This is a genomic window from Paraburkholderia aspalathi (genome assembly GCF_900116445.1).
Classification (GTDB): Bacteria; Pseudomonadota; Gammaproteobacteria; order Burkholderiales; family Burkholderiaceae; genus Paraburkholderia; species Paraburkholderia aspalathi.
In genome coordinates this window covers 133,501-148,657 of record NZ_FPBH01000009.1, presented here as the reverse complement: position 1 = coordinate 148,657, position 15,157 = coordinate 133,501, and the positions used below count along the sequence as shown (strand labels likewise).

General features: G+C 61.3%; 11 protein-coding genes. 4 read left to right on the top strand and 7 right to left on the bottom strand.

Annotated features, from left to right (window positions below; genetic code table 11):
• The first annotated feature begins 112 nt into the window (after nucleotides 1-112).
• The gene (gene mhpT, locus BM438_RS16330) at nucleotides 113-1,390 is read left to right on the top strand and encodes a 3-(3-hydroxy-phenyl)propionate transporter MhpT (protein WP_093635267.1); all 1,278 of its coding nucleotides are present in this window, start codon (nucleotides 113-115) and stop codon (nucleotides 1,388-1,390) included.
• A 47-nt stretch (nucleotides 1,391-1,437) separates the two neighbouring features.
• Here mhpT and BM438_RS16325 read toward each other — a convergent pair whose 3' ends face one another.
• Nucleotides 1,438-1,725: a DUF4148 domain-containing protein gene (locus tag BM438_RS16325; RefSeq protein WP_093635266.1), complete on the bottom strand. Its 288-nt coding sequence runs from the start codon at nucleotides 1,723-1,725 to the stop codon at nucleotides 1,438-1,440.
• Nucleotides 1,726-2,261: 536 nt separating this feature from the next.
• Between BM438_RS16325 and BM438_RS16320 the strand changes: the two genes are divergently transcribed.
• Nucleotides 2,262-3,521 carry a cytochrome P450 gene (locus BM438_RS16320; protein ID WP_093635265.1) on the top strand — a complete coding sequence of 420 codons (1,260 nt, stop codon included), beginning with the start codon at nucleotides 2,262-2,264 and terminating at the stop codon, nucleotides 3,519-3,521.
• A 610-nt stretch (nucleotides 3,522-4,131) separates the two neighbouring features.
• Here the strand turns inward: BM438_RS16320 and BM438_RS16315 are convergent.
• The 5 genes from BM438_RS16315 to BM438_RS16295 form a co-directional block, all read right to left on the bottom strand.
• Nucleotides 4,132-5,886, bottom strand: a complete 1,755-nt coding sequence (locus tag BM438_RS16315; RefSeq protein ID WP_093635264.1) for a GMC family oxidoreductase — start codon at nucleotides 5,884-5,886, stop codon at nucleotides 4,132-4,134.
• A 107-nt stretch (nucleotides 5,887-5,993) separates the two neighbouring features.
• Entirely contained in the window at nucleotides 5,994-7,484 is a 1,491-nt protein-coding gene (locus BM438_RS16310; protein ID WP_167378407.1) for an aldehyde dehydrogenase family protein, read from the bottom strand.
• 72 nt (nucleotides 7,485-7,556) lie between these two features.
• Nucleotides 7,557-9,230, bottom strand: a complete 1,674-nt coding sequence (locus BM438_RS16305; RefSeq protein WP_208620665.1) for an AMP-binding protein — start codon at nucleotides 9,228-9,230, stop codon at nucleotides 7,557-7,559.
• 87 nt (nucleotides 9,231-9,317) lie between these two features.
• Entirely contained in the window at nucleotides 9,318-10,157 is an 840-nt protein-coding gene (locus BM438_RS16300; RefSeq protein WP_093635263.1) for an enoyl-CoA hydratase-related protein, read from the bottom strand.
• Between the two features lie 75 nt (nucleotides 10,158-10,232).
• The gene (locus BM438_RS16295) at nucleotides 10,233-11,084 is read right to left on the bottom strand and encodes an enoyl-CoA hydratase/isomerase family protein (protein ID WP_167378406.1); all 852 of its coding nucleotides are present in this window, start codon (nucleotides 11,082-11,084) and stop codon (nucleotides 10,233-10,235) included.
• Between the two features lie 219 nt (nucleotides 11,085-11,303).
• Between BM438_RS16295 and BM438_RS16290 the strand changes: the two genes are divergently transcribed.
• Both BM438_RS16290 and BM438_RS16285 read left to right on the top strand, forming a co-directional pair.
• Nucleotides 11,304-12,536, top strand: a complete 1,233-nt coding sequence (locus tag BM438_RS16290; RefSeq protein WP_093635261.1) for a CaiB/BaiF CoA transferase family protein — start codon at nucleotides 11,304-11,306, stop codon at nucleotides 12,534-12,536.
• A 56-nt stretch (nucleotides 12,537-12,592) separates the two neighbouring features.
• A complete protein-coding gene (locus BM438_RS16285; RefSeq protein WP_093635260.1) occupies nucleotides 12,593-14,251 on the top strand; it encodes a class I adenylate-forming enzyme family protein in 1,659 nt (552 codons plus the stop codon).
• Between the two features lie 6 nt (nucleotides 14,252-14,257).
• Here the strand turns inward: BM438_RS16285 and BM438_RS16280 are convergent, their stop codons facing one another.
• Nucleotides 14,258-15,127: a PaaX family transcriptional regulator gene (locus tag BM438_RS16280; RefSeq protein ID WP_093635259.1), complete on the bottom strand. Its 870-nt coding sequence runs from the start codon at nucleotides 15,125-15,127 to the stop codon at nucleotides 14,258-14,260.
• Nucleotides 15,128-15,157: the final 30 nt, after the last annotated feature.

The following is a 15,157-nucleotide window of genomic DNA, read 5'->3' as shown; positions in this document are numbered from 1 at the left end:
GTCCACTATGTAGATAGTTTTGCAGTGCGACCGTTCTCGCCGGTTGAATGCCGCGCAATGATCTTCCCTGAACGTGCCGTCATAGCGGAACGTCAGGCCGGTGGATTCGGGAATGAACCTGCCGTCGCTTATAAAAAACACATTGGAGAAGGCTTTGAAGTCAATCAACCCAGCGCAATCGTCGAGTACGCTAACCATTTGGTTATGTCTGATTGTCGCGTTACTGGAAGGTCTCGACCTGCAGGCACCCGGTATTGCTGGAGCGCGAATGGCGCGCGAATTTGGACTCGACCACGCTCACCTGGGCCTGGCATTCAGCTTCGGCTCGTTGGGTTTGCTTCCGGCTTCGGCCATTGGTGGCCGTCTATCTGACCTGTTCGGGCGAAAGCGCGTGCTGATGGGATCGGTCGTGTTGTTTGGTGTCTTCTCGCTCGCCACGACGCAGGTGGACGGATTCAATTCGCTGCTTGTTGCACGCCTGTTGACCGGTTTAGGACTTGGTGCTGCAATGCCGAATCTGATTGCCTTGAGTTCGGAGGCATCTCGCCCCAATCGACGCAACCTCGCGGTGGGCGTGATGTATTGTGGCATGCCCTTCGGCGCATCGCTTGCCGCATTGATCGGTGTGTTATGGCCAGATTCCTCGGGCTGGCGACAACTGTTCTACATAGGTGGCTTTGGTCCGTTGCTGGTTCTTCCACTCCTTGGACTATTCCTTAAGGAATCCAATTATTTCATCGCTGGACAAACGACGATTTCGTCAGGCAAAGCCAACAAACCCGGCATTTTTTTCGCGCTGTTTCGCGATGGCCGCGCCGCCGCCACCGCGTCGCTTTGGGTCAGCTATCTTGGAACCGTCATCATCCTGTATTTTCTTCTCAACTGGTTACCGTCCATGCTGCTAAGCCGCGGCTTGACGGCCAGCGAGGCAAGCACGGTGCAGATGGTCTATAACTTCGGCGGAGGCATCGGGTCCATTCTGATTACATCGATGATGGATCGCATCGGCCGCACACCAACTGTCACGATCATGTATGCCGGGATGGTTGTTGCTTTAGTGTTGCTGGGTACCACGAGCGGAAGCATGGTGCTGGTCTGCGGCGGATTTGTCGCGGGAATTTGCCTGCTCGGCGGACAATCTGCGCTCTACTCTATCGCTAGCTCTGTCTATCCAACCGAGGTTCGAGGGACAGGCGTTGGCGCGGCGGTCGCCATCGGTCGCGTGGGCGCGATTATTGGTCCGCTCGGCGCAGGCCAGTTACTAAGCGCCGGGCACAGCGAAACAACGCTGCTATTTGCGAGTATTCCGTTAATCGCCGTATCGGCTGTGGCTGCGTTACTCGTCGTAGCGCGATTTCAGATGGAAAGCTGCGAGGCGATCGTGCAATAGCGTCAATTCCCGAGGAGAGACGTCTATGTTTAAAGTCGCGTCAACGCTCACTCCTCGCGCAATACGGGACGGGCGGACTGCGATGAGCAAGGGACAGAGCCACCATTGCTGTTTATAGCCCCTTGGCGGGCCGTGACGCGCGCTTCCGCGGCCTGCACATTGTCTGGGTAAGCGTAAGGATCAGCGGTGGCCGGGTTGTAGCCGGCCTGCTCAATTTGAATCAGCCGCGACTTCACTTCTGCCCGCGTCAACGATGAAGCTGTTTGAGCGGAGGACACGACGGGAATGGCAAGCAGCGTAAGTATGACGGCGGCTGCCTGAATGGTTGCGTTCATGCTGGATACCTCGATGAAACGTGATCGTTCTGATGAATCACCCGTGGCAATTCATAGCGCAAGTCTAATGGCCATTTTCCTACGGGTAAACGCTTCTTTTGAACAGTCACTGTTGCCTCTCACACACTAATGATCTGCAGTGGACGGTCGGACTCGGAAGCTGATCGACATGATTGAGATCGACCTACCCCTTTGATCCGTTGAAACAGTAGCTACGCAAGGGCTACGACGAGTCGAACGCACTCGCCGATATCGCGCGCTTCGTGACATCAGACCAGGCATCCCATAGTGCTGGCACGGCAACCGACGTCGAGGCAGATATATCCGCCGTCACCTGACGGCAGTCGTAAAGCGAAACCGCATCGATGTTGGGCGCCCGCGGTGTGCGCGAAGTCCACGATATGAATGAATAGCCGTCGAGGCCTATCGTCTTTCTGGGTTGCGTTGCGCAGAATTCATGCTGACGTTTCGCGATGACAGTGCTCGCCGCGACACGCTGTTTCGAAAAGGCCCAAGCACCCACAAAGGAGATGGTAATGGACGGCAAGGCTGTAGACGAGGCAATCGCCAGTGGAACAACATACGGCAACCCTGAAACCGAACATGCACTGTTCGCACAACTGCGCAGTGAAGATCCAGTCCATTGGACTGAACCAGACGGATACAAGCCGTTCTGGACCGTTACCCGCCATGCAGACGTCGTTGCGGTTCAGCGCGCGCACGAACAGTTCATCAATGCGCCTCGCCAGCATCTTGTCAGTCTCGACTTCGAAGCCCTCGTCAAGCAGGCGATGGGTGGACGCAAGCACCTAACCAAGTCGATGCATTTGATGGACGGCGAGCAGCACACAGCATATCGGGAAATCACAGCGAACTGGTTCTTTCCGCAGCAGGTCAAGCTGCTTGACAAAAGCATTTCGGCGCTGGCCCGTCGCGCGATCGACGACCTCGAGCGTAAGGCACCCGAGTGCGACTTTTATCGCGACATCGCGGTATGGTACCCGTTGCGCGTGATCATGCTCATCCTCGGGTTGCCCGATAGCGACGCACCTCTGCTTCAGCGCCTGACCAGCTCGTATTTCGGCGGTTCAGACCCTGAGATGCAGACCGCCGGCGATGTGATCGACGCGGCGCTCGCGCTACGCCAATACTTCGACGTGGTCGCCGCCGACAGGCGCGCGCATCCGACCGACGACGTGTCAAGCCTCATTGCGAACGGCACAGTTAATGGACGGCCTCTCGAACAATACGAAAGCGCCTCCTACTACGTTGCGCTGGCGACCGCAGGCCACGACACCACTAGCGCGTGCATCGCCGGCGGCGTACTCGCGCTGATCCAGAATCCCGATCAGTGGCAAAAGCTAAAGGAAAATCCCTCGCTGATTCCCACCGCCGTTGACGAGATCATCCGCTGGGTTTCGCCAATCAAGCACTTCTTCCGCACTGCGACCCAGGATTGCGAGGTCGGCGAAACGCCGGTCAAGGCAGGCGATAGCCTGATGATGGTCTACACGTCGGCGAATCGTGATGAATTAGCATTCGATCAGCCGTTCAGTTTTCGAGTCGATCGCAAGCCAAATCGCCATGTCGGCTTCGGCTACGGTGTGCATATGTGTCTCGGGATGATGCTGGCCAAGTTCGAGATCCAGATCCTGCTACGCGAAATGTTGACGCGCATCGACAGCCTCGAACTGAACGGGACGCCGGCGTGGGTGGAAAGCGGCTTCATCAGCGGCCTGAAGCGCTTACCGATCTCATTCCAGATGAAGCAGTCACAAGCGGCACTCGCCGAGTAACTGCTGCTTTGCGCTGCGTTGGCGCTCAACCGCACGCCAACGCACGATTGGGTCCCGAGAAAACCTTTCAGTCCACGCGAACGGTTCTGGCCGTTGTCGAAACGCTTCGAAGCCGATTAGCTTGGCGACGTACCTATTCGCAACCCCGGCGGCGATGGCGCCGATTTTTGGCGACAACAAACACGAGCTTCGTCGGACGAAAACGGCCGACCTTCAGCCCCCCGCCGAATTTACCTTTTCAAACATGGCCTACATATGGGGTAGACAGCCGACTCCAACAGTTGCCCGCAAAGCAGCGCCAAGTTTGACTCCCGCTCTGCCCGACCAGTGCGTACCCATCATCCTATCCATACTGCAAGATCAATCGCCACAACAAATCAGCAAAAGGCGCGCGTCGTGCTTCCGACATTGTTCATTGCAGTGGCAGTGCCACGATCGATCTTGGACCAAGCGAATTGGACCTGAATCAATTGCCTTCGTGGCTGGCCGAGCCGATCGCGCCGCAGCAGTTTGGCGTACGGACGGTTTATACGCTGAGAGTCGTCGGCGCCCCGGGTCGCGTAATAGGCACTGAGCAACGGCCGGACTAACCCAGGCGAAGGCACAGGCATCACGCCGGCGACATCGCTCTATCCGCGATCGCTCCGCCGCCCGGCTGCGTCGATAACAAACCATCGGCAATCTTCTCCGCCACCATGAGTGTCGGCGCGTTCGTGTTGGCACCCGGAACGACCGGAAAAATGGATGCGTCCACGACTCGCAATCCCTGCACACCACGCACCCGCGCAAACTCATCCGTCACGGCCAGGGGATCGTCGGCGGCGCCCATGCGGCAGGTACACGAGGCATGCCACACGCCGACACATGCACCGCGAATGAAGGCGCGCAATGCCTTATCGTCTCCGAGCAATTCGTCCAGCGTCGGACCGCCGGCCACGACACGCCGCATCAGGAAGCCGCGCAAGGGTGCCGGGCCGTCAAGCAGTTTTGCCAGTACGTCCGTAATGAATTTGTTCTTCGCGCTCAGCATCGCGACCTGCCGCACTTTCTCACTGTAACTGGCGGGAAAAGGATCTTTCGTCACGGCCTGCATGCTCGCACTCGCCTGCAACAAGGCCATGCGCTGGAAACCGTCGACGAGCCGGTCCAGATCACGTTCGTCGTCCAGCAGATTCAATGCGACGTTGGGTCGAACACGCCAGTCGCGCGACTGCAGCGTAACCTCGCCTCGCTTCGAGAACGGGTTGTTGACGTAGTTAAGCAAAGTGCCGATGCGGCGGCCCACCGCATGCCACGACGTCTTGGTTACGCCGAGGATCAGCATATCGCCTTGCGACGCGCCGCCGATCTTCGACGAATAGCGGGCTCCGACGCGGATATGGTGGCGTGTCACGTCGTTGATGCGTGCGCCGTCGTCGATGAACGACGCCAGTGCGATCGACGGATGCTCCATCAGGTTCTGCCCGACACCCGGCAGTCCCGCGACAATGTCGATGCCGAGATCGCGCAGATGCGCGACCGGCCCGATCCCCGAGCGCAGCAGCAATGCCGGCGAGCCAATCGCGCCCGACGATACGATGATCTCGCCGCCACTCACACGTTTGCCTTTATCGTCTTCCTGAATCACCACGCCCGTGCAACGCGTGCCATCGAAAATCAGGCTCGCGACTTCGGTGCCAGTTCTGATCGTGAGGTTCGGCCGACTGCGCGTTGCCGCGTCGAGGTAAGCCGTCGCGACCGACACGCGCTGCTCGTTGAAATTGGAAATCGCAATCGGGAAATAGCCGTCGCGGAAGTCGCCGTTCTGATCCGGCAAATAGTCATAACCTTGCGCCTCGAGCGCCGCGGCGACAGCTCGCGCATGACCGGACCATTGCTTGGGAAAAATGCGCCGCACACGTATCGGCCCATTCGTACCGTGCAGCGCATCATGAAAGTCAATATCCGTCTCCATTCGCTTGAAGAATGGCAGCACGGATTGCCAATTCCAGCCCCGCGCGCCATGTGCCTCCCAGGCGTCGTAATCGGACGGTGCACCCCGGTTGAAGAACTGGCCGTTGATCGACGAACCACCACCGAGAATGCGCGCCTGTTCATACTTGCGTGCGCGGCCCGCTACACCGTTGATCCGCACAGTCGTCGCTTGCAACTCCGGCCAGATGTAATCGGGATTCAGATAAGCGGTGCCCGGATAGCTGTCGAGGATCGCGGGCGGTACGTTGTCGAGCGAAATGTCGGCGCCCGCCTCGCAGAGAAGCACGCGGTTGGCGGCGTTCGCTGACAGGCGGCTCGCCAGCACACAGCCGGCCGAACCGCCGCCGACGATGATGTAATCGAAATACTCAGAAGGAGACGTTGCAGCCATGTGGCACTCCTTTCACATGCGCGCGCGAAAATGCTGCGGATATCACGCACTTCGGGTTCGAGCGGTTGGCGGGTCGGGACAGGTCCACGAGCAAACGGCATCCATGGCTATGCATTGATCCACACCGCCTTCGTATTGAGGAACTCCTCGACGTGTTCGCGTCCAGACTCGCGGCCGTAGCCGCTCATCTTGTAGCCACCGAACGGCACCGCTGGATCCATCGCCTGGTAGCAATTGACCCACACGGAGCCGGTGCGCAGACCACGCGTCACCTGCTGCGCCGTGGCGAGGCTGCGGGTCCACACGCCGCCGCCGAGGCCGAAGTCCGAGGTGTTGGCACGCGCGATCACATTGGCCGCGTCGCTGAACCGCAGCGCGGAAATCACCGGACCGAAGATTTCCTCTCTCGCGATGCGCATGTCGTCGCGCACGTTGGCGAACACGGTAGGTCGCACGAAAAATCCGTTGTTCAATTCGGACTGACCAGCCGGCAGGCCTCCGCCGAGCAGCGTCGCGCCCTCATCCTGACCGGCGCGCAGATAGCCGGCGACGCGCGTCAGTTGTTGCTCGGAAACGAGCGGCCCGAGCTGCATGCCGGGGTCGGCGGGATCGCCGACGCGCAATGCGTTGCCGAACGCCGCGACCTTTTCGACGAACTCGTCGTATACCGCCTCCTGCACGAACAGCCGCGTGCCGGCGCTGCAGATCTGCCCGGAGTTGGCGAATACCGCCATCGCGGCAGCCGGCACCGCGGCGTCGAGATCGGCGTCCGCGAAAATGATATGAGGCGATTTGCCACCCAACTCGAGCGAGAGGCGCTTGATGTTGCCGGCCGACGCTTCGATGATCTTCTGCCCGACGTGGGTGGATCCGGTGAAGGCGATCTTGTCGACGTCATGGTGGGCGGCCAGTGCCGCGCCCGCGCCGCCGCGTCCGGTGACCACGTTCAGCACGCCTGGCGGCAAGCCCGCTTCGAGGCAGAGTTCCCCTAACCGCAACGACGACAACGGTGACTGTTCAGCGGGTTTCAGGACCACCGTGCAACCGGTGGCCAACGCCGGACCGATCTTCCACAACGCCAGCGTCAGCGGTCCATTCCAGGGCGTAATTGCGCCGACCACGCCGAGCGGCTCCTTCACCGTGTACGAAAAGATATTGCCGGGGACCGAGTTCGGGATCGTCTCGCCATGAATACTCATCGCAAGACCCGCGTAATAGCGGATCAGACCGACGGCGCGCTCGCGCGAAGCGCGTGTGCGCAACAAAGGCGCGCCCATATCGAGCGTATCCAGCGAAGCCAGTTCTTCGTAATGTTCGTCGAGGACATCCGCGAGACGCAGCAGCAGCGCCTGACGCTCAGCCGGCTTGAAACGGCTCCACGGCCCTTCGAAAGCCTTGCGCGCCGAAGCGACAGCGCGATCGATATCGACCGCGTCGCCATCAGACACGGTCGCGATCACGCGCCCCGTCGCCGGGTTGATCGACGTGAACGTCTGCCCGGAGGCCGCGCTCACATGCTGACCGTCGATCAGTAGTCGTTTCTCGCCTTCACGGAGGAAGATCTGCTTTTCGCGCAAGGCGTCGTTAAATGGCATCATGCCTGTCTCCTGTGAGCGGCGGCCTGACCGCTCCGTTTTATACCGCGAGCTTTCGCAAGCGGCCTTAAGTCTCTATGCGATCGACACCTTCGCGACAGACGGGACCGCAGTTTGCGAGGCGACGCGTGGCTCGCTGACCAAATCACCTGCCGCGATCTGTTCGCGCAACCTGTATTTCTGGATCTTCCCCGACGACGTCGCGGGAAATTCATCGACGAAGAACCACAGCGCCGGCGTCTTGTACGCCGCGAGCCGTGCGCGGCAGAACGCATGCAGATCGTCAGCGGTTGGCTTCGGTACGTCGGCTTTGAAGCGCACCACGGCAGCCACGATTTCGCCCCACTTCGAATCCGGAGCGCCGACCACCGCGACCTGCGCAATGGCCTCGTGGGTCCACAGCACGTCTTCGATCTCTTTCGGATAGATGTTCTCGCCGCCGCGAATGATCGAATCCTTCAGACGCCCGGTGATGCGCAAATAGCCGTGCTCATCCATTCGGGCCTGGTCGCCGGTACGCAGCCAACCGTCCTCGCGCAGCGTGCTTTTCGACGCTTCATGCATGTCGAAATAGCCGAGCATGGATTGGTAGCCGCGCGCCCAGATTTCGCCCGTCTGGCCGAGCGGCAGAGTCGCGCCAGTTTGCGGGTCGGCAATCTTCACTTCCATCTGCGGCGCGGGACGTCCGATGGTTTCAGCCTGACGCTCCGGGGTGTCGTCGGGAAAGGTCTGGCAGATGACGCCGTTCAGTTCCGTTTGCCCGAAGGTGATGGTGAAGCGGCAATCGAAGGTCTGCATGACCTTGACCACCAGCGGCGCCGGCACGGGCGTTCCGCCGCTCATGATCACCTTCAGACTCGTTAGATCCAGTCGCGGCCGGCTCGGATGCTCCATCAACGCGATCACCATGGTGGGCACCGCATGAATGTGATTTCCCCGCTCCGCGGCGATCAGTTCGAGCATGAATGCAGCGTCAAACTGGGTGAGCATCACGAAAGTGCCCAGCCGTGTGAACGCGCCCAGTTGACTCCCCGCGCACCCGCCGACGTGAAAGAGCGGCATCGCGCTGACCCACACACCGCCTTCCGGAAAGTTCGCGCGCAACGATGCGAAGCGTGATGCGTTGACCAGGCCGCGATGGTGTAGACATGCCCCCTTCGGAAAACCAGTAGTCCCAGACGTGAACTGAATCTGCACCATATCGGTGGGCCGCACGCGCGGCAATTCAACCGGCGTGTCGCCGGCCTCGCAGAATTGCGCCCAGTCGTCGAAGCAGATCATCTCGCGCAGATGCGGCAAGCTCGGGGCAATCGCGTCGATAATCGCACGTTGATCCGTATTGCGGTAGGCCGCGGTAAAAAATACTCCAGCCGCTCTCGCACTACGCAGTACGTGACGCACTTCATCGGCGAGATACGCTGGATTGACAGTCACGAGCACCAAACCGGCAAGGCTCGCGCCGTGCTGCAATAGAATCCATTCGGCGGAATTGGGCGACCACACCGCCACTCTGTCACCGGGAGCGAAGCGCTTCAACAATGCAAACGCCACCCGCTCGGCGGCGCTCAACAGGTCGCGATAGGTCCAGCGCCGCGTGGCCTTCGTGGCCGCGTTGCCTTCCACGAACGCGGTGCGATCCGGCACCTTCCGCGCGGCGTCGCGCAACACGTCGCCTAGCGTGGTTTCCCACAGATCCGGCGCACGGTCCGCGGGCCAATACGACTCATCAAGTTTCACTTCAGCTGGCATCCCGCTTCCCCCTCTTCTGCAACGGCGACACAGTCCGGCGATCCGCATCACCCATGTCCTCTTTCTGCGTGTAACTGATCGCGCGGTTCATGGCGCCGCCAGCGCCGCGAACGCCGGCGCGCGCTTTTCCTGCATCGACTTGACGCCTTCCAGATAATCGGGCGCCTTCATCAATTCGCCGATGAGCCGCTTCGAATCTTCGACGGCAGCGCCCACGTTGGCGCTCAGCAACTCGGCATAGACCTGTCGCTTGGCGGTTTTGACCGCGATCGGCGAGGTTGTCCTCGCAAGGTCCTTGGCGATATGCATGATCCGCGATTCGAATGTTTCCGCTTCGAACACGCCGTTCAGCCAGCCCATACGGTCTGCTTCCTCGGCAACCAGCACACGGCCGGAGATCAGAATATCCATGGCATGCGTCAGGCCGACGATGCGCGGCAGAATCCACGCGAGCCCGTATTCGGCCGGCAGACCGAGGCGCGGCGTCGAGGTGGTGAGCTTGGCGCCGCTCACTGCGTAGCGCAGGTCACAGAACGACGCGAGTGCAACGGCAATGCCCGCGCAGGCGCCGTTGATCGCCGCGATCACAGGCTTTTGCAGGCCCCAGTGCCAGACCATCTCGTGATCGAATTCCTCTCGCACGCCATGTCCCGGTTGTGGCAACACCTGTGCATTGGTGCTTTCCACATAGTCCTGTTTTGCGTCGACATAGTGATCGAGCGCCTTGAAATCGGCGCCGACGCAAAACTGCCGCCCCGCGCCGGTCACGACGATGACACGCACCTCTGGATCGGCGTCGTGACTCGCCATAAGCCAGCGATATTCCTCGTTCATGCGTTTGGTCCAGGAATTGCCTCGACCCGGGCGGCTCAGGCGCACGATCGCCACGCCATCTTCCTTGCTCGTTTCCGTGACATGCAGATCCATACTCTCGTCTCCTCTCATGTGCGTGCGACAAGCGCTCAATCACGGCGCCGTTGATGTCTGCACGACGCAGGCGAATCAGTCGAACTCCTTGTTGCGTTCCTTGAACGCAGCAGTGGTGCCTTTGTCGCGCCGCTCGCGTAAAAAGTTGTATTCATCTTCTTCCAGCCGAAGATTGGTCCCGAGCGTGTGGCCTACATAGCCACGATAGAACTGCTGAGAACCACCGAGACTGTCGAGCGCCATCTGGAACATCGCCTTGCCGGTGACGAGCGCGTCGCGCGGATGCTGTGCGACGCGGCGGGCCCAGTCTTCGACAGTGGATTCGAGTTGCTCCTGCGGCACGCTTTGATTCACGAGGCCGAGGCGTTCCGCATCGCGGCCGTCAAAGTTGTCACCCAGCAGTAGTAACTCACGCGCTTTCTTCGGACCATAGGTCATGATCTGCGTATTCAGATGCCACGTATTGCCGGCCAGTCCGAGGCGTTGTTCCGAATGGCTGAAGCGGGCGTCGTCCGCGGCAATCGCGAGATCCACCAGTTCCACCAGATAGAGCCCGGCGCCCGTGCACCACCCCTGCACCTGCGCAATCACCGGCTTCAGCGAATACTGGAACGCCATGTAGTTCTCGCCAAGCTTACGATCACGCAGCAAGCGCGAACGCTGACTCGGTCGGCGCGGTTTCACACCAGGTTCAGTCGTTTCGAGCCCGTATGAGCGCACGGCGTCGTTGTAATCGTGTCCGGAGCAGAACGACTGCCCACGCCCTTTCAGGATGATGACCTTGACGTCGTCGTCGGCCTCCGCTTCGTGAAGCGCTTCGACCAGCGTGTCGAGGTCATCGAACTTCAGCGCGTTGTGCTTTTCGGGGCGATTGAGGATCAACCGCGCAACCGGACCGTCTTTCTCGACCAGGATCGCTGGTTCCATACATAGCTCCATGCAAAAGGTTGCCAACCGCGAGGACAGGGCCATCGACCGTTCAATCCAGCCCGCTGCGCCAGCGCCTGAATAAATGCTACATCGTTTGACTAATAGTATCAACATATGTAGTATTTTTTCAAGGCCAACCCGATCCCTCGCAAGCGCCGCATTGTCATTTCAGGCTTCATCGATCGGGACGCTTCTGAAAAACCCTGGAGAACAGATATGAGCGAGACACCGCACGGCGCCCACGCAGCGCCGCACGATCAAGGCGCACAGCCGTTGGCTGGCATACGGGTGATCGAATTTGCGCACTGGATGGCCGGGCCGCTAGCCGGCGGCCTGCTGGCCGATTGGGGTGCAGACGTGATCAAGATCGAGCCGCCGGGCGGCGAACCGATGCGGGCAATCTTCTCATCGCTCGGTGCGCGCAGCGACACGCCCAACGGTGCGTTTCTGGCGGCCAATCGCGGCAAACGGTCGGTGGAACTCGAAATCAAATCCGAGGCGGGCATGCAAGCGTTCGACGCCTTACTAGCTAGCGCCGACGTGCTGCTCACCAACTTGCGCCCCGACGCACTGATGCGCCTCGAACTGACACCCGAGGCGATTCGCGAGCGCTATCCGCGGCTCGTCTACTGCTCGGTCAGCGCATACGGCTGGGGTGGTCCCGACCAGAACCGCCCAGGTTATGACGTGGCGGCTTTTTTCGCGCGCACCGGCATTTCGCACGAGATCACGCAGCAGGACAGCGCACCGCTCGCCCTGATGCAAGGCATCGGCGACAGCTTCACCGCGATGACGGCGGTGACCGGCACGCTGGCGGCATTGCTGGAGCGCGAGCGCACCGGCCGGGGCCAATTCGTCGAGGCTTCGTTATTGCGCACCGGCATGTGGGCGCTGTGCGGCGAACTCGGCGTGCAGGCCATGGGTGGCAACCCCAAGCCGCCATATCCGCGCGGCGAGTCGCGTACGCCGCTGTACAACTCCTATCGCACTCAGGACAGCCGCTGGTTCTTCCTGGTGGGCGTAGAGGCGCAACGCCATCTGCCCTCGGTGCTCGCCGCGATCGGCCGCAGCGATTTGCTGGGCGACGAGCGCTTCAACAGCGCCCGGGCGATCGCGAAGCATCGCGCTGACTTCATTCCCATGCTCGACGCCGCCTTTGCCGCGCATCCGCTCACGCATTGGGCCAAAGTGTTCGATGAACACGGGGTGTGGTGGGCGCCGGTGCAAACGCCGGCGGATCTGATCGACGACGCGCAGGCCGCCGCCACGGGCGCATGGATTGAAGTGGACACCGGCGCCGATTCGGCATCGGTGAAATCGGTTGAAGCGCCGATCCGTTTCGACGGCAAGCGACGTTCGCGTGTGGCCGCGTCGCCCGCCGTGGGTGAGCACACCAACGAAGTCCTCGGCGCGCTGGGTCTCGCCGCGCGCCAGTGCGCCGGTTCCTGAACCACGCAATGCATCTCGCGCACGCAGCGCTTTCTATCCAATCACTGAGGTAAAAAATGGCGGAAGTCGTAACCGAAGCCGGTCAATCCCAACGTTGGGGCCGCGATGTCGAATCGATCACGGTCGATCAGCATGCCTGCCGCGCCTATCGAAACCGGCCACGCTCGCTCGCCGAATTGCTGACCGATAGCCTGCGCTGGGGCGAGCGGCCGTTTCTCGTCGAAGGACAGCGGCGCCTCAGCTTCGAGACGCATGCGCGTGCCGTCGGCGTGGTGGCGACACAGCTTCGCGCGGCCGGCGTGCGGACCGGTGACCGCGTGATGCTGCTCGGCTTCAATAGCGTCGAGTGGCTGCTCGCGTTCTGGGCGACCCAGCGTCTGGGCGCCGTCGCCGCACTTGGTAATGCCTGGTGGAGCGACACGGAAACGGCGCACGCAGTGGATCTGGTGAAGCCCGCGCTCATCGTCACCGACCGGCCCGCCGAACGTACTTTTCCCGCCGGCTATACACGGCTGGCCTTCGATCAGTTGCACGCGGAACACGGCGCGGACACGATGTTTCATCTGCCCGACGCGGATATCGCGGAAGACGATCCGGCCATTCTCATGTTCAGTTCGGGCACGACAGGCGCCGCCAAGGCCGTAGTGATGTCGCATCGCGCCGTGATCGCGAACATCCAGAATCTGCTGGTGCTGACCGGCCGCCTGCCGGATGAACTGGGCCCGGACCACGCCGGCACGACCAGCTTGCTGACCGTGCCGCTGTTTCATTTGTCGGGCATTCAGATCAGCTTCTCGACGCTGCTGTCCGGCGGCGCACTGATTTTTCTGGAAGGCCGCTTCACACCTGAAAAGGTATTGAGTCTGATCCAGCAGGAACGAGTACGCGTGTGGGGCGGCATTCCGACGATGGTGTCACGGGTGGTCGAGTTCGAGCACTTCGCCGACTACGACACCTCCAGCGTCAAATCGATCCCGATGGGCGGCGCCGCAGTCTCGCCCGAACTGCGCGCGAAAATTCAGGCGGCGTTTCCGCTCATCAAGAAGCGTGTCAACAGCTTGTATGGGTTAACGGAGGCCGGCGGCGTCTTGGCCGCGGCATCCGGTGCGGAGTTGCAAGGCCGGCCTGGTTACGTCGGCCGGCCATTGCCGGTAGTCGAGATCAGGATCGATAAAGCGGATCCGCACGGCGTGGGCGAAATCTGCGCGCGCACGCCTTCGGCGGCCAGCCGCTATTGGGGCGAAGAAGCGTCGATCGCCGACAAGGACGGCTGGATTCGCACCGGCGACCTCGGCCGTCTCGACGAAGAGAATCGACTCTATGTAGTGGGCCGCTCGAAAGACATCATCATTCGCGGCGGCGAGAACATCGCGTCGGCTCATGTAGAGCGCTGCCTGGCTACGCATCCGGATGTGCTCGAAGTCGCCGTCATGGCATTGCCGCATGACGATCTCGGCGAGGAAGTGGCGGCCGCGGTCGTGCTGCGGCCGGGCGCGACGATACGCCCGGAGGATCTCGCGGAGCATGCGGGCACGACACTCGGTCGCTTCGAAATTCCGTCCCGTTGGTGGCTGCGCTTCGACGCGTTGCCGACCAATGCGTCAGGCAAGATTCTCAAGCGCGAACTCGTCGAACAATGGCCCGCAGCCAACGCAACGGCCGGCCCGCGTGACACACAGCTCACGGAGCCTTCGCGTGTCACTCCTAACTGCTGAGGCCGGTTACCGCGCGGGCGCGGTGCCGGTTAGCTCCGTCCACCTCGCGTGGGCGGCGTCCTGCCAGCGCGCCCGAATCGTGCCCAGCTTCGCGGCGTCCTGGCGTCCCTGCCAACCGGCCGGCAACAGAATGTCCGGCAGACCGGGATCGATATAGGGCAGGCGTTGCAACTGATTGACCAGTTGCACGTGCGCAAACAGGATCGCGTCGTCCGAGCGCGGCCGCATTTTCTGGAACGTCGATGCGAGTTCGCGATAGTGCTCCGACACGGCGTCAAGATTCCATGCGCGTTGGGCGAGCTCGGCATCGCTCACCCCGAGATCGAACGATTTACCGACAAACCCGAAGGCCACCCCCGACAGACCCAGTTCCGCAAGTACCGCCTTCGTTTCAGCCTGTCTGTTCACGTGAGGGTTGACCCACAGCGCCGGCGATGGATTGCCGAAACCCAACCAACTCAGCGCGCGATAGGCTTTGACGCGCATCGTGCGATGCGTTTCGGGCAAAGACAGATGCAGGACGAGCCAATGACCGTTCCACGCCTCGCCTGCCAGCGACTTCACACGCAGCGACCCCGCTGCGATCAGATCGCGGCCGCGCGTGGTCAGCGACCAACTGGCGCGCCGGCCGTCACGTGCATTCTCGATCCACCCCGCGGTCGCTGCACGCGCAATCGCCTGGCGAGCCGCTTTCTCGGCCACGCCAACACCTTCTAATGCGTGCAGCAAGGTAGCCGTCCACACTGGACGATCCTCGCGCACGACGAACTCGCCGAGCAGCGTCAACAGAAGCGACCGCGCGCTGCCCGGCGTGACGCGTTCTGCGGTATCGGCCTCGTCGCCGAATTCAATTGCGTTGTGAGACGAATCTGCCATGCCGCGTTCCTGATCTGACGAACGTAAAAA